Raw genomic sequence first — 22331 nt, 5'->3', positions numbered from 1 at the left:
CCTGACCGGGTCGGCCGGTTCGGCTGACCGGCTTCGCCGATTTGAGAAACCGGCGCTTCGGGTTACCTTCCTGTCCATCGTCCCCCGCGCGGGGGCGCCAGACAGGGAGGACCCCATGCGCGCCATCATCCTGAGCAACCTTCTGGCCCTTGCCCTCGCCGCGCCCCTCACGGCGCAGCAGGCCACCGACGCGGTGGCGCCCGAGGCCGCGACCGAGACCGCCGAGATCGTCGGGCTCTCCGCCGCGGCGCGGGCCGCGACCGAGACCAAGGCGCAGGGAAAGCCGACCGAGGCGAAGGACTGGATGGTCGCCGCCGCCAACCCGCTGGCGGTCGAGGCGGGCGCGCGGGTGCTGCGCGAGGGCGGCAGCGCCGCCGATGCCATGATCGCCGTGCAGGCGGTGCTGGGGCTGGTCGAGCCGCAGAGCTCGGGGCTTGGTGGCGGCGCCTTCCTCGTCTGGTACGACGCGAAGACCAAGGCGCTCACCACGCTCGACGCGCGCGAGACCGCGCCGCTCGAGGCGAAGCCCACCTATTTCCTCGACGCCAACGGCGAGCCGCTGGGCTTTCTCGACGCGGTGATCGGCGGGCTCTCGGTCGGCACGCCGGGCACGCCGCGGCTGCTCGAGGAGGCGCACCGGCGCTGGGGCAGGACCAGCTGGCCGGGGCTCTTCGATGAGGCGATCAGCCTTGCCGAGAAGGGCTTTGCCGTCTCGCCCCGGCTTGCCGGGCTGATCGCCGAGGAAGGGGACGCGCTGCGCCGCTTCCCCGAGACCGACGCCTATTTCTTCCCCGGCGGCACCGCGCTGCAGGCCGGGGACGTGGTGCTGAACCAGCCCTATGCCGACACGCTCCGGGCCATCGCCGCGGAGGGCAGCGCCGCCTTCTACGGCGGCGAGATCGCCGCGGAAATCGTGCGGACCGTGCGCGGGGCCGAGGGCAACCCTGGGCTGCTGAGCACCGCCGACCTCGCGCTCTACGACGTGATCGAGCGCGCTCCGGTCTGCGTCGAGTACCGCGCCCATGACGTCTGCGGCATGGGCCCGCCCTCGTCCGGGGCGCTCACCGTCGGGCAGATCCTCGGCGCGCTCGAGCCCTATGACCTCGCAACGCTCGGGCCGGACAGCGCCGAGGCGTGGCGGCTGATCGGCGACGCCTCGCGCCTCGCCTTCGCCGACCGCGGCCGCTACATGGCCGACAGCGATTTCGTCCCCATGCCGACCGAGGGGCTGGTCGATCCCGCCTACCTCAAGGGCCGCGCCGAGCTGCTCGGCGGCACCACGGCGCTGACCGAGGTGGCGCCCGGCGATCCCGCTTGGGACCACGCGGAGCTTCGCGCCGACGACCGGTCGATCGAGTTCCCCTCGACCTCGCACATCTCCATCGTCGACGGCGAGGGCAACGCCCTGTCGATGACCACCACGATCGAGAACGGCTTCGGCTCGCGGCTCTTCGTGCGGGGTTTCCTGCTCAACAACGAGCTGACCGACTTCAGCTTCGAGACCCACGAGAACGGCGTGCCCATCGCCAACCGGCTCGAGCCGGGCAAGCGGCCGCGCTCGTCCATGGCGCCGACCATCGTGATGAAGGACGGCGCGCCGGTGATGGTGGTCGGCTCTCCGGGGGGCAGCCGGATCATCGGCTACGTGGCGCAGGCGGTCATCGCCCATCTCGACTGGGGCATGGACGTGCAACAGGCGGTCGCCATGCCGCATGTGCTCAACCGCTTCGGCACGATGGATCTCGAGGCGGGCACGGATGCCGAGGCGTTGGCCGGACCGCTCGGCGAGATGGGCTTCGAGACCAAGGCGCAGGATCTCAACTCGGGGCTGCATGCCATCGGGGTGGGCGAGACCCTTACCGGCGGCGCCGATCCGCGGCGCGAGGGCATCGCGCTCGGCGAATAGAAGCCGCTCTCCGGCTTGATCCTGCTCAAGGACGGCCCGCGTTCCGCCGGGTAATGAAACTTGCGTGAACCGGGGAACTTCGCGCAGACTTCCCGGGTTGGTCGCAAAAGCCAATCGCAGACGGAGGACGTCACCATGGCCCAGACTGCAACCAAATCGAACGGCACCCCGAAGGTCGCCGAGCCGCTGCCGACCGACAGCGAGGCACTGAGCGATCAGATCAAGACGCTGCGCGCCGACATGGCCTCGCTGGCCGAGCTGGTGGGCGAGATCGGCAAGCGCCGCGGCGCCGAGTACAAGGCCGCCGGCGAAGCCAAGGCGCAGGAGATGCGCGACCGCGGCGAGGAGGCCCTGCGCGAGGCCGGTGTCCGCGTGGCCGAGCTCGAGAACAGCGCGCGCGGCCAGATCCAGGCCAACCCGTTCCAGGCCATCGGCCTTGCCGCGGCCGTCGGTTTCCTCATCGGTTACATCGGCAGCCGGAGGTAAGTACGCTTGTTCGCCCTGTTCGAGGCAAGACTGAGGGCCGGCCTGACGCGGGTCGGCCGCAACATCGCCGGGGCGGTCTGCATGGCCGTCGCGGCGATTTTCTTTACTGTCGCGGGCTGGCTCGCGCTGGTCGAGGCGCAGGGCGCGATCGTCGCGGCGCTGGTGGTCGGCGGCGTCTACCTCGTGCTGGCGCTGCTGCTCTTCTACCTGCCCGTGCGACCGCGGCTCAGCGCGACTCCGGTGGGCACCGGCGCGCCGGTCACCTCGCTCGTCGAGGCCTTCCTGGCGGGTCGCGCGGCGGGGCAGGCGATGCGCAAGGACTGACACGCCCGCCGCCGCAGGCCCCTGAGATCAGCCGGATTCTTGCGCCAGAGCCTTAAAAATCTATTGCTTTCGAAGCGCCCGCGCCACAGTCTGGTGTGGGTGTGTTCTTTTGTAGGCACCCGGACATTGCCCCCGCGGGGCAAGTGTGGCAGAAGATTTTGTAAGGATATCTGAACGGAAGAGTTTAGCGGATGACCGATTTCGTCACCCTCCGCCGTATGATGGTTGATACGCAGGTTCGTCCCTCGGACGTCACCAAGTTCCCTGTCATCGAAGCCATGCTCCGGGTTCCGCGCGAAGTCTTCGTGCCGGACGAACTGGCCGACGCGGCCTACGTGGGGCACAACATCGACCTTGGCGAAGGACGTGTCGTGCTCGACGCGCGCACCTTCGCGAAGATGCTCGACGCGCTGAACGTCGACGGGGACGACCTCGTCCTCGATATCGGCGCCGGGCTCGGCTACAGTTCCGCGGTCATCGCGCGCATCGCTGAGGCGGTGGTCGCGGTCGAGGACGACGCGGACCGCGCCGCCGAGGCGCAGCCGCTGCTGATGGAGCATGCGGACAACGTGATCCTGCACACCGGCCCGCTTGTCGAAGGCGCGCCGCAGCACGGCCCCTACGACGCGATCGTCGTCGAGGGCGGGATCGAGACGCTGCCCGCCTCCATCGAGGCACAGCTCAAGGACGGCGGGCGGATTGCCTGCATTTTCATGGACGGGGCGCTGGGAACGGTAAAGGTCGGCTGGAAGATCGACGGCACCATCACCTGGCGGTTTTCTTTCAACGCCACCGCGCCGGTGCTTGCCGGGTTCGAAAAAGAGGTGGCCTTCGCGCTCTGACCCCAAGGGCAGGCGCGCAGCAAACAGGATCGAGAGGGCAGGATGATGGCGCGTAAATCGCTGAAGACTTTGATGACGGGCGTCTGTCTCGCGGCCGGGCTCGCGATGCCCGCCGCGGCGGAGTCGCTGGCGGATGCACTCGCCGGGGCCTACAACACCAGCGGCCTGCTCGAGCAGAACCGCGCGGTGCTGCGCGCCGCCGACGAAGAGGTCGCGCAGGCCATCGCCGCGCTGCGGCCGGTCATCGCCTGGACCGGTGACATCTCGCGCAGCTACGGCACCACGCGCAGCCTCGCAACCGGCTTCGAATGGACCGGCTCGGCCACCGACACCGCCTCGATCGGCCTTTCCGCCACGCTGACCCTGTTCGACGGCGGCGCCAACCGCTTGTCGGTCGACGCGGCCAAGGAAACCGTCCTTGCCACCCGCTCCGGCCTCGTGTCGGTCGAGCAGGACGTGCTGCTGCGCGCCGTCAACGCCTTCATGGAAGTGCGCCGCGCCATCGAGACCCTGGCCCTGCGCCAGAACAACGTGCGCGTGATCGGCGAGGAACTCCGCGCCGCCGAGGACCGCTTCGAGGTGGGGGAAGTCACCCGCACCGACGTCGCCTCCGCCGAGGCCCGCCTTGCCGCCGCCCGCTCGCTGCTGGCCGCCGCCGAGGGCGCGCTGGCGCAGGCGCGCGAGGAATACCGCGCCTCCGTCGGCCGTCTTCCGGGCGATCTCGTGTCGCCGGGCAGCCTGCCGCGCATCCCGGCCACCGCCGAGGACGCCAAGCGCATCGCGCTGCGCGCGCATCCCGACATCATCCAGGTGCAGCACCAGGTGGCCGCCTCGGAGATCGCCATCGCGGTCACCCAGGCCTCGATGAGCCCGACCGTCGCGCTGCAGGGCACCTACGGCTACGACGAGAGCTTCGACAGCGAGGCCGGCACCCGCGGCGGCACCATCGGCCTCAACTTCGGCGGCCCGATCTACCAGGGCGGCAACCTCAGCTCGCTGAAGCGCCAGTCGATCGCCACCCGCGACCAGAACCGCGCGGCGCTGCTGCAGCTGACCAAGTCGATCCCGCAATCCGTTGCCAACGCCTATGCCAACCTGCGCGTCGCGCAGGCGGCCCGCGCCGCCTCGGACGAGCAGGTCCGCGCCGCAACCGTCGCCTTCCGCGGCACCCGCGAGGAAGCGACGCTCGGCGCGCGCACCACGCTCGACGTGCTCGATGCCGAGCAGGAACTGCTCGACGCGCGCAACACCCAGATCTCGGCAGAGGTCGACGAGACCATCGCGGCCTATTCGGTGCTCTACACCATGGGCCAGCTCACCGCCGAGGATCTCGCGCTGAACGTGCCGCGCTACGACCCGGCCGAGTATTACAACCTGGTCAAGTCGGCCCCGGTCCAGTCCCGCCAGGGCGAGGATCTGAACCGCATCCTGAAGGCGATGGGGAAGCAGTAAGCTTCTCCTCGTCCTTGTTGTCTGGCACCCCCCGAGCCGCTACACTCGGGGGACAGGCAAGAGTGGTACATAAATGTCCGATCCCGTGACCAATGCGGAAATCGAGGATGTTCTTTCCTCTATCCGGAGGTTGGTGTCCGAAGATTCCCGTTCCGAATCCCAGCCAGATGCGCCGATGACGCCGCGGCCCGCCGCGTCGGGCCGCCTGGTGCTGACCCCGGCGCTGCGCGTGCAGGAGCCCCGCCCGGACGAGCGGCAGGGCGAAGAGGCCGCCGAGCGCGAGCGTGAACGCCATGCCGCCCCGGTCGCCGCACGGCTGTTCCCGGCCGAGGAAGAGGTCGCCGAGGCCGCTCGCCGCAACCCGCTGACCCTGCTGCGCCCCGAAGGGGAGCCCGCCGCCGCGTCTGAGGACTCGGTCGCCGAGGAGGAGATCGAGGAGGCCCCCTTCGTCGAGGTGGAAGAGAGCGCCGAGGGCCCGCTGGCCGAGGCCTCGATCGCCGATTTCTTCGCGCTGAAGCTGCGCGATTCGACCCCGCCCGCTCCGGCGGTCGAGCCCGCCCCGGAGCCCGAGGCGAAGGAAGGCAGCCTTGCCCGCAAGATTGCCGAGCTCGAGGAGATGATCGCCCGCAGCACCACCGAGTTCGAGCCCGAGCAGGGCGAGGAAGCCCCCGCGGCGATCTTCCGGCACCAGCCGGCGGCGCAGGAGCCCGCCGCGCCGCAGCCGGTTGCCGTGGCCGAGGAGGATGCCGAGCTGGCAAGCCGCCCGATGCCCGAGCCCGAGCTGGTCGACGAGCCGTTCCCCGTGGCGCAGGAGCCCGAGGATCTCGACGAGACGCTCTTGGACGAAGAGCCCGAGGATGACAATTTCGCCCGTGGCCATGCCGGGGACGAGGCCGCCGAGGCGATCGAGCCCGAGCCGGCCCCCGCGCCGCGCCGCCCGGTGAAGATCCTGCGCAACCCGGTCTGGCAGCGCAGCCAGAGCAGCCTGCGCAGCGAGCCCGCCTCGCCCGTGGAGGATGCCCCCGCGCCCGAGGCCCCGCTGGCCGGGATCGACGAGGACCGCCTGCGCCAGCTCGTCGCCGAGGTGGTGCGCGAGGAACTTCAGGGCGTGCTCGGCGACCGCGTCGGGCGGAACGTGCGCAAGATGGTGCGCCGCGAACTGCAGCGTATCCTCGCAAGCGACGATCAGGACTGATTTTCCGGACAGATGTTTCGGGCCAACGGCCCCGGCACCCTCGTGTCCGGGGCCGGCGGCTTTTGGCTGATCCTCTGGGAAATAGGCGGGATCCGGCCTGTCCGGGTGCCGGAAACGCCGAAGGCGCGCCCTTGTGGGGGCGCGCCTTCGACTGGCTGGGGGTGGACCCCCGGAACCGGGATCAAGCGGCTTCGGCTTGTTCCGCGGCTGCAGCTGCGTGACGACGCTCGCTCTCTTCGCGCGACAGCGCGACCGAGGTGCGAACACCTTTCGAAACGAATTCCATCAGGCCGGACACAACCCGCTCGTTCGGGTCGATACCAGCGCAGCTCAGTACTTCACGGCCGTCGCGCGAGCGTGCCCAGCGGGCGATCTGCTCCGGACCATTGCCGTATTTCTTGTCGTCGGCGATTGCATCGTCGAGCGCAGCCAGAACCACAGCGGCAAAAAGTTTCCGCGCGCGGTTGCCTTGTTCGGCATGGTAGGCTGTGCTGTCCACGAAATCCTTCATCTTTTGACCTTTATGATTATTGCTCTTGTCTTTTCTGGCGTGTGCGGCGTTATGGACCATTCCGATTGATTCTGATACGGCAGAAACGCATAACGTCGTTGCGTCTGGTGCATACCTCGGCTTGTGCGGAACGCGAGATATCGTTGTCTTGCACGGGGCGAACCGGCCATATATAGGAGGCCGGAAAACCCCTTCAACCTTACTGCGAAGTTTTCTGACCATGCCCAAGATCAACGGTAACGAGATCCGCCCCGGCAACGTGCTGGAGCATGACGGCGGCCTCTGGGCCGCGGTAAAGGTCGACCACGTCAAGCCCGGCAAGGGCGGCGCCTTTGCCCAGGTCGAGATGAAGAACCTGCGCAACGGCTCCAAGCTGAACGAGCGTTTCCGTTCGGCGGACAAGGTCGAGCGCGTCCGTCTCGAGCAGAAGGACATGCAGTTCCTCTACGAGGACGCCGGCCAGCTGATCTTCATGGACGCCGAGACCTACGAGCAGGTGCAGCTCCCCGCCGACATCCTCGGCGAGCGTCGCCCCTTCCTGCAGGACGGCATGACCATCCTCGTCGAATTCCACGAGGAAGAGGCGCTGAACGCGACCCTGCCGCAGAAGGTCACCTGCAAGATCGTCGAGACCGAGCCGGTCGTCAAAGGCCAGACCGCTGCCAACAGCTTCAAGCCCGCCGTGCTCGACAACGGCGTGCGCGTCCTCGTGCCGCCCTTCGTCGGCCAGGACGAGATGATCATCGTGAACACCGAGACCATGGAGTATTCGGAACGCGCATAACCCGCGCGCCGACGACTTCAGTCCCCGTGCGATCCGGGGGCGCAGAGTAACGGAACCAGAGGGCCTCCGGCGCAAAGCCAGGAGGCCCTTTCCATGTTTACCCCTTGCGATTCAACGGACATTCCCGCGCTTGCCGGGATGTTGCGCGGGCTCGGCCCAACCGGCGAGGCCGGTTTGCGCGATGATCTTGCCGCCGCGATGGACGCGGGCGCGCAGCTGCGCGCCTACCGGGTGGGGGGCGTGCCGCGCGGCTACCTCGTGTGGCGCTGGCAGGGCGGCGAGGGGCCGCGCCGGGCGGTGCTCGAGCACATCTGGGTAGAGCCCTCGTGGCGGCGGCGCGGCGTGGCGCGGCGGCTCATCGCCGGGTTCGAGGCCGAGATCGCCGGGCAGGGCGCGCAGGGCTGGATCACCCGCGTGGAGGCCGCCAACGCACCCTCGCGCGCGCTGATGCTGGGCGCCGGGGCCATCGGGGCGGTCGAGGTGCTGGAAAAGCGCCTTCAGGCGCCCGCCTGATCGAGCAGCCCGCTGACCATGCCCGCATATCCGCCGCCGAAGAGCCGCAGGTGCACCAGCGCCGGGAAAAGCTGGTAGACCGGGCGGCGGGCCTCGCGGCCGGGCTCCGTCGGCCCGTAGCCCTGCCAGAAGGCGGCGGGCGGGGTGCCGAAGAGCTCGAGCATGGCAAGGTCCACCTCGGCATGACCGTGGTAGCAGGCCGGGTCGATGAGCGCGGCCGCGCCCTGCATGAAGAGCGCGTTGCCGGTCCAGAGATCGCCATGCAGCAGCGCGGCGGGCGGGACGGCGGGCAGGAGATCGGGCAGGCGCGCGGCAAGCTCCGCGACGCGCCGCGCAAGCCGCGCGGGCAGATGCGGCAGGAAGGGCCGCAGCCGCGCCTCGGCCCAGAAGCCCGGCCAGTCCGGGCGGGGCGCATTGTCGAGGGGCAGGGGGCCGAAGCCGTATCCCTCGGCCCAGCCATAACCCGGCCCGGTGCAGCCATGCAGCCGGCGCACCTCCTGCCCCAGCGCCTGCCACCCGGCAGGGCTCGGCGCGGTCTCGGGCAGGGCCTCCAGCGCCAGCCAGCCCTCAGCCTGCGCCAGCACCTCGGGCGCACGCGCCCCGGTGGCGGCGATGGCGCGCAGCATCCGCGCCTCGGCAGCAACGCGCGGGCCGCGCTTCAGCACGGCCTCGCGGCCATCCGCCAGCGTGGCGAGAAAGACCTCCGAGAGATCACCCCCGTGCAGCGCCCGGCTGCCGGTGATGCGCGCGCCGAGCGCCTGCTCGAGCGCGCCTCTGCTCAAGGGACCCGGCGCAGCGTGGCGCTGCCGGCGGTCATCTCGCCCTCGGCCCGGTCGAAGCGCAGGTAGGCGATGCCGCGCCCGCCCGCCTGCGTGTAGAGCGTGCCCGCGGGCTTTTCGCCAGTCACCACCTCGGTGCCGACCGGGGCCTCGCCGGCGACCTCGACGGTCACCAGCCCCTTGCGCAGCTCGGTCTTGTGCTTCATCCGCGCGGTCACCTCCTGCCCGACGTAGCAGCCCTTGCGGAAATCGACGCCGTGCAGCCGCTCGAACCCGGCCTCGAGGATGAAGGTGTCGGGAGTGAGCTCGACGCCGCTTTCGGGCACGCAGGCGGCGACCCGCAGCGCGTCCCAGTCCGCGGTGTCGCCGGGCTGGCCGTCATAGCCGCGCCAGCCGAGCGAGGCGTCGCGCGGATCGGCAAAGGCGCCCTCGGGGGCGGGGCCGGTGCCGCGGGTGACGGTGATGCCGGTGGGCTCGAGCGCGACCTTGGCGCGCAGCTTGTAGAGCGTCAGCGCGCGCGTCAGGTCGGCCGCCAGCGGCTCGGCCACGTCGATCAGGATCGAGCCATCTGCTTGCGGCACAAGGAAGAAATCCGCCCGGTACTTGCCCTGCGGGGTCAGCAGCGCGGCATAGACCAGCCCGTCCCTCAGCTTGCCGAGGTCGTTGGTGACGAGGTTCTGCAGGAAGTCGCTGGCCTCGGGGCCGCTGACGCGCAGCACGCTGCGCGGGGTGGCTGTGGTGGCGGTCATGGGTGTTCCGTCCTTTGTCCTTTGCCGCGACTATAGGCGCAGCCCGGAGCGGGTGACAGGGGGCGGGGCTCAGACGGTCTGTTCATCCTCGAACTGCATCGCGTGCAGCCGCGCATAGGCGCCGTCGCGGGCGATCAGCTCGTCATGCGTGCCTTCCTCGACCACGTGGCCCGCGTCCATCACGACGATCTTGTCGGCGTTGCGGATGGTCGAGAGCCGGTGCGCGATGACCAGCGTCGTGCGCCCGGCCGAGAGCTTGTCGAGCGCCGCCTGCACCACCTGCTCGGAGGCGGCGTCGAGCGCCGAGGTCGCCTCGTCGAGCAGCAGGATGGGCGTGTCGCGCAGCAGGGCGCGGGCGATCGCCACGCGCTGGCGCTGCCCGCCCGAGAGGTTGCTGCCGCGGGTGCCGGCAAGGCTGTCGAGCCCGTCAGGCAGGCGCGGCACGAAATCGGCGACATGCGCCGCCTCGAGCACCTCGTCGAGCCGCTCGTCCGCCACGTCTTCGCGGCCGAGCAGGATGTTCTCGCGCAGGCTGTCCTCGAAGAGCAGCGCGTCCTGGCTGACCACCGAGAAGAGCCCGCGCAGGTCGGCGAGCTTCATCGCGTCGGTGCGCACGCCGCCGATGGTGACGTCCCCCGCGTCGGGATCGACGAGCCGGGTCAGCACGTTGAACACGGTCGACTTGCCCGCGCCCGAGGCGCCGACCAGCGCCGTGGTCTTGCCCGCCTCGGCGGTGAAGCTGGTGCCGCGCAGCACGGCGGAGCCGGAATAGTTCAGCTCGACGCCCTTGAGCACGATCTCGGGCACGCCCTTCGGGGCGGGCACCGGATGCGGCGGGTCGCGCAGCTCGGGCTCGAGCTCGAGCAGTTCCTTGATCCGCTCGATCGAGGCCGCGGCGATCTGCCAGGTGCCGCTCACCGCGCCGAGCCGGCGCAGCGGCTCGAAGGCGAGGCCGATGGCGGTGAAGAAGGCCATGAAGTCGCCGACCGTCTTCTGCCCCGAGATGATCTCGCCGCCGCCGTAGAGCAGCACGCCGAGCACGCCGATGCCCGACATCACGTCGATCAGGCCGGGCAGGGCCGACTGGCCGAGACTCGAGGCGACGGTGGTGCGGATCCGCTCCTTGGTCAGCGCCTTGTAGCGGCCCGCCTCGTATTTCTCGAGCCGGTTGAGCTTGATCGGCACGATGCCGTGGAAGATCTCGTTGAGCCGGGTCGAGAGCCCGGCCGAGATGTCGCGGGCGCGGCGGGCGTACTTGCGCACGTAGCGCTGCAGCATCATCGACGGCGCGACCATGATCGGCACGCCGATCAGCGCCACCAGCGTCCAGCGCCAGTCCATGCTGAGCGCCACGCCGAACAGCGAGAAGAGCGCGATGACGTCCCGGCCGGTGCCGGTGATCAGGATGCGCCAGACCTTGTTGATCGCGTCGACGTCGCCCTCGATCCGCTGCATGAGGTAGCCGGGGCCGTATTTCTGGTGAAAGCCGCTGTCGAGGGTCATCAGGTGCGCCAGCAGGTCCTGCCGGATGTCGGCGACGGTCAGCTGCGAGACCCGGGTCAGCAGCACCTTCTGGATCACGCTGGCCAGCGCGCGGATCATGAAGATGGTGAAGATCGCGATGCCGACCCAGTTGAGCGCCGCGCGGCTGCCGCCGACCAGCACGTCGTCGAACATCGGCTTCATCATGTAGCTGAGGAAGCCGAACATCGAGCCTTCGAGCATCATGAAGACGAAGGCGATGGCGATCTGCCAGCGATAGCGCCAGAGGTAGTAGCGCCCGAGCCAGTAGAGCAGGCTGCCCCGCTTTTTGGACCCGTCGCTCATGCCAGCTCTTCCGGCGGGCGCTTGGCGTCGAAGCCGGCCTGCGCCGTCTTGGAATCGTACTCGGTGCGCACCCAGTCCTCGAAGGCGATCGGCGCGCGGCGGTTGCGCGCCGCGTACATGTCGAGGATGTAGCCCTGGATCCCGGTCTTGGTGAACTCGAGGTGGGCGTATTTCAGCCCCATCTGCTTGCGCGCGATCTCGACCGGCACGCCCTCGAACACCATCAGGTAGACGGCGGAGGCAAAGCCGGCGCGGTCGGCACCCGACTTGCAGTGGAACATCATCGGCTTCTCGGCCTCGCGCATCGTGTCGATGAGATGCGTGATCCGCTCGGCCTTGGGTGCCATGCGCGCCCAGAGCTTGGCGTGCAGCAGCGTCAGGCCCAGCTTCTCGCAGCTCTCCTTCTCGAAGAGATAATGCGAGTACTTCTCCTCGCCGCGCAAGGTGATGACGGTCTTGATCCCCATCTCGGCATATTTCTCGAAACGCCGGTGCGTCGGCTGGTTCGAGCGCCAGACGCCGGGGGCGATCTGCCAGAAATTGTGCCAGAAGAGGCGCAGGAAGGCGTGGTCGAAGACGTTGTAGTGCAGCTTCGACAGCATCCGGGCGCCGGGCGTCGAGATGTCCTTGCCGAAGGACCTGCGGAAGCGTCGCTCCGCGGTCTCGATCTTGTCCCAGAACTTGGTCAGCATCCGTCACTTCCTGTGGCTGTCGCGCGGCGGTTTACGGGGATCGGCCCCTGCTGGCAAGCTTCGTGCCTTCCGCGCGTCAATGACCCGCCCTGCGCCGGGGGCATGGCGGGGGGTGCGCCTTCGGCAATTGACCTCGGCGCAACCGCGGTTAGGTTGGCCCTCGCCCCGTATTTTCAAGGGGTGCTTTCGGAGTTTTCGCATGTCTCTCGCCCATGGTCGCCCCTATCTGGCCATCCCCGGTCCTTCCGTCATGCCCGACGCGGTTCTGCGCGCCATGCACCGCGCCTCGCCCAATATCTACGAGGGCGCGATCGTCGAGATGGTGGCCGGGCTGATCCCCGACCTGCGCTACGTGGCGCAGAGCGCGGCGGCCAAGGTGGCGATCTACATCGCCAACGGGCATGGCGCCTGGGAGGCGGCGCTGGCGAATGTCGTGGGCGAGGGCGACAAGGTGCTGGTGCCGGCGACCGGGCGCTTTGCCCATGGCTGGGCCGAGATGGCGCGCGGGCTCGGGGCCGAGGTCGAGTTGATCGAGTTCGGCACGCGCTCGACCTACGACCCGGCGCTGGTCGCCGAGGCGCTGCGGGCCGACAAGGAACGCCGGATCAAGGCCGTGCTCGCCAGCCACGTCGACACCGCCACCTCGATCCGCAACGACCTGCCGAGCCTGCGCGCCGCGATGGACGCCACCGGCCACCCGGCGCTGCTGATGGCCGACTGCGTCGCCTCGCTGGGTGTCGAGGAATTCCGCATGGACGACTGGGGCGTCGACATCATGGTCACTGGCTCGCAGAAGGGCCTGATGGTGCCGCCGGGGCTGGGCTTCGTCTTCTTCAACGACAAGGCGGAGGCGCGCCGCGCCGAGATGACCCGCGTCTCGCGCTACTGGGACTGGATCCCGCGCGGCACGCCCGACTTCTTCTACGAGTATTTCGGCGGCACCGCGCCGACGCATCACCTCTACGGGCTGCGCGTCGCGCTCGACATGATCCGCGAGGAAGGCATCGAGCAGGTCTGGCACCGCCACGCGGTGCTGGCCCGCACGGTCTGGGCCGCGGCCGAGGCCTGGGGGCAGGGCGGGCCGCTGACGCTCAACGTCGCCGACCGCGGGCTGCGCAGCCACGCGGTGACCGCGCTGCGGCTCGGCAAGCCCTACGGCGCGCAGCTGCGCAAGTGGTGCGAGACAGAGGCGGGCGTGACGCTGGGCGTGGGGCTCGGCATGACCGAACCCGACGATCCCGCGGGCACCGGCTTCTTCCGGCTCGGCCACATGGGCCATGTCAACGCGCACATGATCCTCGGCCTGCTCGGGGTGATCGAGGCGGGCTTCACCTCGCTCGACATTCCGCACGGTCCGGGCGCGCTGGCCGCCGCCGCGGCCGAGATCGCCAAGGGCTGACAGGCACCCCGCAGTGCCGGTCCTTCGTGAAGGGACACATATGAAATCATCCGGCCGGGCAGTCACATGCCCGGCTGCGAGTCGCTGCCGTGGTCCTGCGCGGCGACTCAGGTCTGCGGCGGCGACTCGTGCGCGCCGTTGCGGCGGTGGTCGATGACCGAGATGACGTGGTTGACCGCCACGGCGGCGATCAGCACCGGGCCAAGCCCGTAGCCGATCCAAAGCAGCAGGAAGACGAAGAAAATCACCACGAAGAGCAGCACGAGGTTGGCGCTGAAGAAATCCGGCCGCGGGGGTTCGGAGGGATGTGCCATAATGCGATCCTCAGACAGACTGGGACAGAACGTTCCGGAACGGGTCATGCAATAGCACAAGGGTAGCGCACCCGGGCCCGGGGTCACGCATCAGGCTGATCAAAACAGGTTTCAAAACCCTTTCCTGCCGATGCATTGCCACGCATCGGCGGAAATTTTGTGCAAAGCCGGGACCGGCCCGCTCAGGCGACGGCGGCGCGCGCCTCCGCAAGCGCCGCGGGCAGCGCCTCTTCCAGCGCGTCGAGGTCGGCCTCGGTGCCCGCGCCGATGCGGATGCAGCGGTTCTGAGGCGCCACGAAGGGCATCCGCACGAAGACGCCGCGCGCGCTCAGGCCCGTCAGCACGGCCTTTGCCAGCGCGCCGTCGCCGCCGCAGTCCACCGCGACGAAGTTGGTCGCCGAGGGCAGGGCCGAGAGCCCGTTCGCCTGCGCGATGGCGGCGATGCGGGCGCGGGCCGAGGCGACCTTCTGAACCGTCTGCTCGAGCCAGTCGCGGTCCTGCAGCCCGGCCAGCGCCCCGGCCTGCGCCGCGCGGTTCATGCCGAAATGGTTGCGGATCTTGTCGAAGGCGCGGATCAGCGGCGCCGCGGCCAGCGCGTAGCCGACGCGGGCCCCGGCCATGCCATAGGCCTTCGAGAAGGTGCGGAAGCGGATCACCCGCGGATCGTCGATGTCGATCTCGGGGGCGGTGCCCTCGGGGGCAAATTCGACGTAGGCCTCGTCGAGGATCAGCACCGTGCCCTCGGGCACGTCGCCAAGCTGCGCGGCGATCTCGGCGCCCGGCTTCCACGAGCCCATCGGGTTGTCGGGGTTGGCGAAGTAGACGAGCTTTGCATCGACCTCGGCCGCCCGGGCCAGCAGCGCCGGAAGATCCTCGGCGTCGTCCGCGTAGGGCACCTTGTGCAGCACCCCGCCGAAGCCCGCCACGTGGTAGTTGAACGTGGGATAGGCGCCGTCGGAGGTCACCACCGCGTCGCCTTCGCCGACCACCAGCCGCACGAGATAGCCCAAGAGCCCGTCGATGCCCTCGCCGACCATCACGTTCTCGGGGGCGACGCCATGCGCCGCGGCGATGGCGTGGCGCAGCTCGAAGCTGGTCGAGTCGCCGTATTTCCAGATCTCCGAGGCCTCGCGCTGCATCGCCTCGATCGCGCGGGGCGAGGGGCCGAAGACGTTCTCGTTGGCGCCGATGCGCGCGCGGAACGGGGCGCCACGCTCGCGCTCCTGCGTTTCCGGCCCGACGAAGGGCACGGTTTCGGGAAGCGATGCGACGAGCGGGGTGTAGCGGGGTCCAGTCATGGCCGAGATATGCCGCAGCGGAAAAGCGCTGGCAATAGGCCGAAAGCAGCGGATGCGGCCGGGAATTCACGCAGATTCCCGGCGCCGTTCGCGCGGCGTTGACGCAGCGGCAACGGGCCGATCACGCGCCCCTGTCACAAGTCGGCATCCCGCGGCAGTCCCGCCGTGCGGTGACCAGACAAGGAGGACGTCATGGTCCAGTACATCGCCCTGCCGAAGAGCCTCGGCACCCGTCCGCGCCGCAAGCCGTTCTGGCTCTGGCTGAAGGACTTCCTGATCCGCGAGGACCGCAAGCACCGCGAGGCGCTGCGCTTCGACGCGCTCGACAACGCCGCACGGCGCGACATGGGTCTGCCGCCGAAGATCGAGCAGGCCCGCCTGCCGCGAGGCATGTGGTGAGCCTCGGGCAGGCCTGGGTGGTCGCGTGGCTGGCTTCGGGCCGGAGCGATCACCCCACCCCGCGGCGCCGGAAGGGGCCCGTGGACGAGGCCGCGGAGCAGACCGCGGGCGACAGTGAGGAAACAGCGGGCGGCGAGGGATTGACCCTGCCGGGGCTTGCGGTCAGGTTCGCGCGCGATACGCTGACCCGGAAAGAGTGCCCATGGCCCAGACCCCGCCGCCCTTTGCCCCGTTCGAATGGATGATCGCCTGGCGCTACCTGCGTGCCCGGCGCGCCGAAGGCGGGGTGAGCGTGATGACTTGGATCAGCCTGATCGGCATCACCCTCGCGGTCTTCGCGCTGATTGCCACGCTGTCGGTGCGCTCGGGCTTCCGGGCCGAGTTCGTCGACACCATCCTCGGCTCCAACGCCCATGTCACCGTCTACGCCTCGGCGCGGGCGGACGACGCCGGGCGGATGGTGCGCACCTTCGATGACTACACCGCCCGTGCCGAGGCTGTCGCCAGGGTGCCGGGCGTCGAGCGCGCCGCGCCGCTGGTCAAGGGACAGGTCATGGCCAATGCCAACGGCCGCAACGCCGGGGTCGAGATCTTCGGCATCTCCGCCGGGGATCTGCAGGGCATCCGCCGCGTCGTCGATCCCGAGACCGGCTATGGCGACCTGTCGCGCTTCGGCGAGGGCATCGCGCTCGGCTCGGGCGTGGCGCGCGAGCTGGGGGTTGATGTGGGCGACCAGGTCAAGCTCATCTCGCCCGACGGGGTGAAGACCGCCTTCGGCGTCTCGCCGCGGGTCAAGGCCTACGAGGTGGTCTGGATCTTCACCGCCGGGCGCTACGACATCGACCGCACCCGCGCCTACATGCCCTTCGCCGAGGCGCAGCTCTACTTCAACCGCGAGGGCGTGGCGGACGAGCTCGAGGTGATGGTCAACGATCCCGAGCAGGTCGACGCGCTGGCCGTGCCGATCCAGGAGGCCGCCGGTCCCGGCGCGCTGGTCTGGACGTGGCAGGACGCCTCCGGCGGCTTCCTGCGCGCGCTCGAGGTCGAGGACAACGTGATGTTCGTGATCCTCTCGGTGCTGGTGCTGATCGCCACGATGAACATCGTCTCGGGCCTCATCATGCTGGTCAAGAACAAGGGCCGCGACATCGGCATCCTGCGCACCATGGGCCTGACCGAGGGCTCGGTGCTGCGCGTCTTCTTCATCTGCGGCGCCTTCACCGGCGTCATCGGCACCATCCTCGGCGTGATCCTCGGCTGCCTCTTCGCCATCTACATCGACCCGATCTTCTCCTTCGTGAACTACGTCGCGGGCGGCGGCGTCTGGGATCCGGCGGTGCGCGGCATCTATTCGCTGCCCGCCAAGCTGCAGCTCGGCGACGTGCTCTCGGCCATGGCGCTCTCGCTCGGCCTCAGCTTCATCGTGACCATCTTCCCCGCGCGCCGCGCCGCGCGCATGAACCCCGTGGAGGCGCTTCGCTATGAGTGAGTCCGTCCTGCGCCTGTCCGGCATCGAGAAATTCTACAACCGCGGCCAGCCGAATGAGGTCCAGGTGCTGCGCGGCGCCGAGCTGGAGGTGACGCGCGGCGAGGTCGTGGCGCTGGTCGCCCCCTCGGGCGCGGGCAAGTCCACGCTGCTGCACATCGCCGGGCTGCTCGACACCGCCGACGGCGGCGAGGTGGCCATCGCGGGCGAGGTGCTCGGCGGCAAGTCCGACCGCCGCCGCACCATCGTGCGCCGGCAGGAGGTGGGATTCGTCTACCAGTTCCACCACCTGCTGCCCGAGTTCTCGGCGATCGAGAACATCACCCTGCCGCAGCTTGCGAACGGCGTTCCGGCGAAACAGGCGACGGCGCGGGCGCGGCAGCTGCTCGCCTCGGTCGAGCTCGAGGGCCGCGCGGCGCACCGCCCGGCCGCCATGTCCGGCGGCGAGCAGCAGCGCGTCGCCTTCTGCCGCGCCATGGCCAATGCGCCGAAGCTGCTGCTGGCCGACGAGCCCACCGGCAACCTCGATCCCGGAACCTCGGACCGGGTCTTCGGCGCGCTCATGGCGCTGGTGCGCGACACCGGCCTCTCGGCGCTCATCGCCACCCACAACCTCGAGCTCGCCGGCCGCATGGACCGGCAGGTCGAGCTGCGCGGCGGGCAGCTGATCGCGCTCTGAGGCGCGGCCGAGGGCCTGACCGGGGGCGCGCGCCGCGTGCGCGTGGCCCCGGGATGACCCCCGCAGGGCCGCGGATGCGCCCAATTTTCGTCAAACTCCGCGCGCAGGGTCCGGGCAAATCCCCAGCTGACCCGCCCCTCCGGAGCCCTCCATGCCGATCGAATTCCTTGTAGCGCTCGTGGCCCTGCTGCCCTTCGCCGCGGTCGCCTTCCCCTTCGACAAGGGCGGCGACGACGAGGGAGACGCGCCGGAGGACAGCAGCGAGGACGACTCCGACACCGACACCGGCGGCGGCGACGACGTGATCCTGCCCGTCGAGGACGGGGAGACGGGCGGCGAGGATACGGGCGGCGAGACCGGACCCGACACCGGCGAAGACACCACCGGGACGGGCGAAGACACCGTTGGCGCGGGTGAGGACACCGTCGGCACTGGCGAAGACACCGTTGGCGCGGGTGAGGACACCACCGGGACGGGCGAAGACACCACCGGCACCGGCGAGGACACCACCGGCAGCGGGACCGGCACCGTGGAGGGCACCGACGGCGACGACCGGATCACCGGCTCCGACCTTGCCGACACGCTGATCGGCGGCGCGGGGGACGACGTGATCTCGGGCGGCGCGGGCTCCGACAGCATCTCGGCCGGCAGCGGCGCGGATTATGCCGAGGGCGGCAGCGGTGCCGACACGATCACCGGCGGCAGCGGCGCGGACACGCTGCTGGGCGGTTCGGGCGACGACCTGCTCTGGGGCTCGGACCCCGAGGGCGACGACGGCGAGGCCGACCTCGTCATCGGCGGCGCGGGCGACGACACGCTGATGCTCGGCGACGGCGACATCGGCCTCGGCGGGGCAGGGGCCGACCGCTTCGTGCTCGCCGACGGCGCGATCATCGAGGATTTCGACGAGGCCGAGGACATGATCGTCTTCAGCTACACCGGCGCGCTCGCCCCGGTGATCGTCTCGCAGGTGGCCAGCGCCTCGGGGCTGGTCGTGACGCTGAACAACGGCGCCTCGGTCACGCTGGTCGGGCGCAGCGGACCGATCACCTCGGCCAGCCTTGCCTTCGTCGGCGAGGTGGCGGCCTGAGGATTGCCTGACGGCGACGCCTCAGCGCTGCGCGAGGAAGACCCCGGCGGCCATCATCGCCAGCCCCATGCCGCGCTGCATCGAGATCGGCGCGGCACGCACGCCGAAAAGGCCGAAATGGTCGATCGCCGCGGCGCTGATCAGTTGCCCCAGCAGCACGAAGAACACCGCCCGCCCGACCCCGAAGGTCGGCGCGACATAGGTGATGCTCAGCACGTAGAAGGCGACGAAGAGCCCGCCGAGGAACAGGTGTTTCGGCGCGTCCACCGCCCGTGCGATCGGCCGCGCATCGAGGGTGAAGAGCACGATCAGGCTCGCGCTCAGCGCCACGCAGAACAGGATCACCGCCGCCGCGGCGGGCGAGCCGAGCCAGGCCCCGAGCCGCGAGTTGAGCGCGGCGAGCACCGGGATGCCGATCCCGGCGGCGAGCATGACGAGGGCTTGGGTGGGCATCTTGCGGTCTCCGTGGTCGCTGTCGCCGCGACACTGGCGCGGCGCGCGGCGATTGTCACCCGCCGAACGCACGGGCCGCGCCGATCCGGGCTTGATCCGCGCCCTGCGCCGGGCGACACAGGGGGCAACGAGGCAGAAACACCCGGACAGGGCGAGGGAGCAGGTATCATGAAAAGCGCGATGAAGGGCGGGATCTGGGCAATGTCCGCGGCGGGGCTGCTGGGGCTCGGCGCCTGCATGGAGGCCGCGATGCCCGAGGCGGCGGACGGCCGGGCGCTGTTCATGGACTATTGCGCCGCCTGCCACGGGCCGACGGCGGTGGGCAACGGAGAGCTGGCCGCCGATCTCGGCATCAAGCCGGCGGATCTGACGCATATCGCGGCGCGCCGCGGCGGCGACTTCCCCCGCGCCGAGGTGCTCTCGATGATCGACGGCTATGCGCGCTCGGACATGACCGGGCCGGGAATGCCGGAATTCGGCGAGCTGCTGAAGGGCGACGAGGTGCCGCTCGACACCGGCGACGGCATCCTGACGCCGACGCCGCGCAAGATGGTGGCGCTGCTCGAATATCTCGAATCGATCCAGCAAGCGAAGTAAGGCAGGTTTCTTCGAGGAAACCTGCAGAAGCCTTCGAAGGCTCTTGCCCGCTCAGCCCGCGCCGACCGCCTTGCGCGCCATGTCCCAGTAGAGCGCGGCGACCTCGTCCTCGGACAGGCGCCCGCCCTCGCGGTACCAGGTGTTCACCCCGGTCAGCATGCCGATGAGCGCAAAGGCCGCGATCCGCGTGTCGGGCACCGAGATCTGCCCCTCTGCCTGGCCGTCGCGCAGGATCTGCTCGAGCACGCCCTCGTAGCGCCCGCGCAGCGCCTCGATCACCGCGAAGTTCTCCGGCTCGAGGTTGCGCAGCTCCATGTAGGAGATGAAGATCGACTCCGGCCGCCGCAGCGTGAAGCGGATGTGGAAGCGCACGAACTCCTCGAGCCGCGCCAGCGGATCGCCGGGGTGGGGCTGCTCGGCCCAGGCCTCGAGCAGCTCGTCCATGTGGCCGCGCAGCAGCGAGAAGAGCAGCGCCTGCTTGTCGGGGATGTAGTTGTAGAGCGCCCCCGCCTGCACGCCGACCTCCGACGCGATGCGGCGCATCGAGACGGCGGCATAGCCGTGCTTGGCAAAGAGCCGCAGCGCCGCCTCGCGGATCCGCGGCCCGGTGATGTCGGAATGCGATCCAGCGGTACGGGCCATGCCCCATGTTTATCTGAACGTCCGTTCAGATCAAGCGCGCCGCGCCCCGGGCTTGCCCTGTAGCGCCGCTTGCGGCAAGACGGGCACAGTCCGCAAGGAACCCCGCCAAGCAAGCCGCCCGGAGACCCGTCCTGAAAGCCCCCATGCGCCTCCTGTCCCTGGTTCCGGTCCTCGGCCTCTGCGCCCTGGCCGCCGCCTGTTCGGACTTCCCCGAGTTCGACGGCTCGCAGAGCCCCGGCGTTGCCTCGGCGCCCTGGCCGAAGCTGGTGCCGCTGGCCGGGCTGATGCAGGCGCAGCCGGCCCCGCGCGCCGCCCCCGAAATGGCCACGGATCTCGATGCCCGGGCCGAGGCGCTGCGCCGCCGCGCCGCGGCGCTGCAGGGCGACGTGGTGGACGAGACGGCGCGCGGGCGCATGGATGGCGGCGTCGTCTTCCCCGAGGTGCCGGGCGCGTAAAGCGCGCCCGCAACAGGCGCGGTGCGATGCCGCGCCGGCCCGCTTCCGCGACGTTGCACGCCGCCTGCGATAGGGCTAAGGCAAGCCCAACCAAATCAAACGAAGACACCGAGTAGGAAGGATCCCGCACATGACTGAACCTCTGCGCCTGGGGATTGCGGGCCTTGGCACCGTCGGTGCCGGCGTCGTCAAGATCGTGCAGCAGAAGGCGGAGCTGCTCGAGTCCCGCTCCGGCCGCAAGGTCGTGATCTCGGCCGTCTCGGCGCGCAACCGCGACAAGGACCGCGGCGTGTCGCTGGCCGGTTACGCCTGGGAGGACGATCCCGTCGCCCTTGCCAAGCGCGACGATGTCGACGTGCTGGTCGAACTCATGGGCGGCTCGGACGGCCCGGCCAAGGCCGCCGCCGAGGCGGCGCTCAAGGCCGGCAAGGACGTGGTCACCGCCAACAAGGCGCTGCTCGCCCACCATGGCCAGGCGCTGGCCGAGCTGGCCGAGGCCTCGGGCTCGGTGCTGCGCTTCGAGGCGGCGGTCGCCGGCGGCATCCCGGTGATCAAGGCGCTGACCGAAGGCCTTGCCGCCAACCGCATCACCCGCGTCATCGGCGTGATGAACGGCACCTGCAACTACATCCTGACCCGGATGGAGACCGCGGGCCTCTCCTACCAGGAAGCCTTCGCCGAGGCCGACGGGCTGGGCTATCTCGAGGCCGATCCCGAGCTCGACGTCGGCGGCATCGACGCCGGCCACAAGCTCTCGCTGCTCTCGTCGATCGCCTTCGGCACCCAGGTCGCCTTCGACGGGGTCGAGCTCGAGGGCATCGGCCGGGTGTCGATCGAGGACATCCGCCAGGCCGCCGACATGGGCTACCGCATCAAGCTGCTGGGCGTCTGCCGGATGACCGAGCGCGGGCTCGAGCAGTCGATGGCGCCGAGCCTCGTGCCCGCCTCCTCGCCGCTCGGCCAGCTCGAGGGCGGCACCAACATGGTGGTGATCGAGGGCGACGAGGTCGGCCAGATCGTGCTGCGCGGCGCCGGCGCCGGTGAGGGCCCGACCGCCTCGGCGGTGATGGGCGACGTGATGGACATCGCGCGCGGCACGCGGATCTCGACCTTCGGCGCGCCGGCCTCGAGCCTGGTGAAGACCGTCTCGGCCATGGCGACCACCCCCGCGCCCTATTACCTGCGCATGGCGCTGGTCGACCGCCCGGGCGCGCTGGCCAAGGTGGCGACTGCGCTCGGCGAGGCCGGGGTCTCGATCAACCGCCTGCGGCAATACGGGCAGAGCACCACGGCGGACACCGCCCCGGTGCTGATCGTCACCCACAAGACGACCCGCGCGGCGCTCGATTCGGCGCTGTCGGCCATGGCCGAGACCGGCGTGGTGCACGGCACCCCGGTGGCGCTGCGGATCGAGGCGGTCTGACTCCGCCCCGGCCCCTGTCCGACCCCGGGCTGACAC

At 70.0% G+C, this 22331-nt stretch carries 25 protein-coding genes; 16 read left to right on the top strand and 9 right to left on the bottom strand.

Annotated features, from left to right (window positions below; translation table 11 throughout):
• Positions 1-115 precede the first annotated feature (115 nt).
• The 6 genes from ggt (at position 116) to PVT71_RS01660 (ending at position 6205) form a co-directional block, all read left to right on the top strand.
• Entirely contained in the window at positions 116-1906 is a 1791-nt protein-coding gene (gene ggt / locus PVT71_RS01685; protein ID WP_353472765.1) for a gamma-glutamyltransferase, read from the top strand.
• A 135-nt stretch (positions 1907-2041) separates the two neighbouring features.
• Positions 2042-2392 (top strand): DUF883 domain-containing protein, encoded by a 351-nt coding sequence (locus PVT71_RS01680; protein WP_353472764.1) that lies wholly within the window; start codon positions 2042-2044, stop codon positions 2390-2392.
• A gap of 6 nt (positions 2393-2398) precedes the next feature.
• The gene (locus PVT71_RS01675) at positions 2399-2716 is read left to right on the top strand and encodes a hypothetical protein (protein ID WP_353472763.1); all 318 of its coding nucleotides are present in this window, start codon (positions 2399-2401) and stop codon (positions 2714-2716) included.
• Between the two features lie 191 nt (positions 2717-2907).
• Entirely contained in the window at positions 2908-3558 is a 651-nt protein-coding gene (locus tag PVT71_RS01670; protein WP_353472762.1) for a protein-L-isoaspartate O-methyltransferase, read from the top strand.
• Between the two features lie 72 nt (positions 3559-3630).
• Positions 3631-5010 (top strand): TolC family outer membrane protein, encoded by a 1380-nt coding sequence (locus PVT71_RS01665; RefSeq protein ID WP_353472761.1) that lies wholly within the window; start codon positions 3631-3633, stop codon positions 5008-5010.
• 175 nt (positions 5011-5185) lie between these two features.
• Complete coding sequence (locus PVT71_RS01660) at positions 5186-6205, top strand: hypothetical protein (protein ID WP_353472760.1); 1020 nt, start codon at positions 5186-5188, stop codon at positions 6203-6205.
• A gap of 181 nt (positions 6206-6386) precedes the next feature.
• Here the strand turns inward: PVT71_RS01660 and PVT71_RS01655 are convergent, their stop codons facing one another.
• Positions 6387-6716: a DUF6280 family protein gene (locus PVT71_RS01655; protein ID WP_066101377.1), complete on the bottom strand. Its 330-nt coding sequence runs from the start codon at positions 6714-6716 to the stop codon at positions 6387-6389.
• A 220-nt stretch (positions 6717-6936) separates the two neighbouring features.
• Between PVT71_RS01655 and efp the strand changes: the two genes are divergently transcribed.
• Both efp and PVT71_RS01645 read left to right on the top strand, forming a co-directional pair.
• Entirely contained in the window at positions 6937-7500 is a 564-nt protein-coding gene (efp, locus tag PVT71_RS01650; protein WP_353472759.1) for an elongation factor P, read from the top strand.
• Between the two features lie 93 nt (positions 7501-7593).
• Positions 7594-8013 (top strand): GNAT family N-acetyltransferase, encoded by a 420-nt coding sequence (locus PVT71_RS01645; RefSeq protein WP_353472758.1) that lies wholly within the window; start codon positions 7594-7596, stop codon positions 8011-8013.
• Here the strand turns inward: PVT71_RS01645 and PVT71_RS01640 are convergent.
• The 4 genes from PVT71_RS01640 to PVT71_RS01625 all read right to left on the bottom strand — a co-directional run bounded on the left by PVT71_RS01640 (position 7998) and on the right by PVT71_RS01625 (position 12060).
• Positions 7998-8795 carry a fructosamine kinase family protein gene (locus PVT71_RS01640; protein WP_353472757.1) on the bottom strand — a complete coding sequence of 266 codons (798 nt, stop codon included), beginning with the start codon at positions 8793-8795 and terminating at the stop codon, positions 7998-8000. The two genes, PVT71_RS01645 and PVT71_RS01640, sit on opposite strands and share 16 nt — an antisense overlap.
• On the bottom strand, positions 8792-9541 hold the full coding sequence (locus PVT71_RS01635) for a folate-binding protein (protein WP_353472756.1): 750 nt from the start codon (positions 9539-9541) through the stop codon (positions 8792-8794). The genes PVT71_RS01640 and PVT71_RS01635 overlap by 4 nt, the downstream gene beginning before the upstream one ends.
• A 69-nt stretch (positions 9542-9610) precedes the next feature.
• Positions 9611-11368, bottom strand: a complete 1758-nt coding sequence (locus tag PVT71_RS01630) for an ABC transporter ATP-binding protein (RefSeq protein ID WP_353472755.1) — start codon at positions 11366-11368, stop codon at positions 9611-9613.
• Positions 11365-12060 (bottom strand): tyrosine-protein phosphatase, encoded by a 696-nt coding sequence (locus PVT71_RS01625; RefSeq protein ID WP_353472754.1) that lies wholly within the window; start codon positions 12058-12060, stop codon positions 11365-11367. Before PVT71_RS01625 ends, PVT71_RS01630 begins: the two co-directional genes overlap by 4 nt.
• A gap of 199 nt (positions 12061-12259) precedes the next feature.
• On the opposite strand from PVT71_RS01625, the gene PVT71_RS01620 reads away from it, so the two are divergent.
• Positions 12260-13459 (top strand): aminotransferase class V-fold PLP-dependent enzyme, encoded by a 1200-nt coding sequence (locus PVT71_RS01620; protein WP_353472753.1) that lies wholly within the window; start codon positions 12260-12262, stop codon positions 13457-13459.
• 107 nt (positions 13460-13566) lie between these two features.
• Here the strand turns inward: PVT71_RS01620 and PVT71_RS01615 are convergent, their stop codons facing one another.
• Together PVT71_RS01615 and PVT71_RS01610 are read right to left on the bottom strand one after the other, a co-directional pair.
• Entirely contained in the window at positions 13567-13773 is a 207-nt protein-coding gene (locus PVT71_RS01615) for a histidinol phosphate aminotransferase (RefSeq protein WP_353472752.1), read from the bottom strand.
• Between the two features lie 182 nt (positions 13774-13955).
• Positions 13956-15071 (bottom strand): pyridoxal phosphate-dependent aminotransferase, encoded by a 1116-nt coding sequence (locus PVT71_RS01610; protein ID WP_353472751.1) that lies wholly within the window; start codon positions 15069-15071, stop codon positions 13956-13958.
• 192 nt (positions 15072-15263) lie between these two features.
• Between PVT71_RS01610 and PVT71_RS01605 the strand changes: the two genes are divergently transcribed.
• From PVT71_RS01605 to PVT71_RS01590, 4 genes are all read left to right on the top strand, one after another.
• Complete coding sequence (locus tag PVT71_RS01605) at positions 15264-15470, top strand: hypothetical protein (protein WP_353472750.1); 207 nt, start codon at positions 15264-15266, stop codon at positions 15468-15470.
• Between the two features lie 202 nt (positions 15471-15672).
• Positions 15673-16959: a lipoprotein-releasing ABC transporter permease subunit gene (locus tag PVT71_RS01600; protein ID WP_353472749.1), complete on the top strand. Its 1287-nt coding sequence runs from the start codon at positions 15673-15675 to the stop codon at positions 16957-16959.
• The gene (locus PVT71_RS01595; protein ID WP_353472748.1) at positions 16952-17635 is read left to right on the top strand and encodes an ABC transporter ATP-binding protein; all 684 of its coding nucleotides are present in this window, start codon (positions 16952-16954) and stop codon (positions 17633-17635) included. Before PVT71_RS01600 ends, PVT71_RS01595 begins: the two co-directional genes overlap by 8 nt.
• Positions 17636-17786: 151 nt before the next feature.
• Positions 17787-18725, top strand: a complete 939-nt coding sequence (locus PVT71_RS01590) for a calcium-binding protein (RefSeq protein WP_353472747.1) — start codon at positions 17787-17789, stop codon at positions 18723-18725.
• A 21-nt stretch (positions 18726-18746) separates the two neighbouring features.
• On the opposite strand, the gene PVT71_RS01585 is transcribed toward PVT71_RS01590, so the two are convergent.
• Positions 18747-19178 (bottom strand): DMT family transporter, encoded by a 432-nt coding sequence (locus PVT71_RS01585; RefSeq protein ID WP_353472746.1) that lies wholly within the window; start codon positions 19176-19178, stop codon positions 18747-18749.
• 168 nt (positions 19179-19346) lie between these two features.
• Here PVT71_RS01585 and PVT71_RS01580 point away from each other — a divergent pair, with 168 nt between their 5' ends.
• Positions 19347-19775 carry a c-type cytochrome gene (locus PVT71_RS01580; RefSeq protein ID WP_353472744.1) on the top strand — a complete coding sequence of 143 codons (429 nt, stop codon included), beginning with the start codon at positions 19347-19349 and terminating at the stop codon, positions 19773-19775.
• Between the two features lie 51 nt (positions 19776-19826).
• On the opposite strand, the gene PVT71_RS01575 is transcribed toward PVT71_RS01580, so the two are convergent.
• Positions 19827-20417: a TetR/AcrR family transcriptional regulator gene (locus tag PVT71_RS01575; protein WP_353472743.1), complete on the bottom strand. Its 591-nt coding sequence runs from the start codon at positions 20415-20417 to the stop codon at positions 19827-19829.
• A gap of 143 nt (positions 20418-20560) precedes the next feature.
• Here PVT71_RS01575 and PVT71_RS01570 point away from each other — a divergent pair, with 143 nt between their 5' ends.
• A complete protein-coding gene (locus PVT71_RS01570; RefSeq protein WP_353472742.1) occupies positions 20561-20872 on the top strand; it encodes a hypothetical protein in 312 nt (103 codons plus the stop codon).
• Between the two features lie 130 nt (positions 20873-21002).
• Positions 21003-22295: a homoserine dehydrogenase gene (locus tag PVT71_RS01565; RefSeq protein ID WP_353472741.1), complete on the top strand. Its 1293-nt coding sequence runs from the start codon at positions 21003-21005 to the stop codon at positions 22293-22295.
• The last annotated feature ends 36 nt before the right edge of the window (positions 22296-22331 follow it).

It is taken from the genome of Salipiger sp. H15, assembly GCF_040409955.1.
Classification (GTDB): Bacteria; Pseudomonadota; Alphaproteobacteria; order Rhodobacterales; family Rhodobacteraceae; genus Salipiger.
The sequence above is the reverse complement of the archived record's forward strand: the minus strand, read 5'-3'. Positions and strand labels throughout refer to the sequence as shown.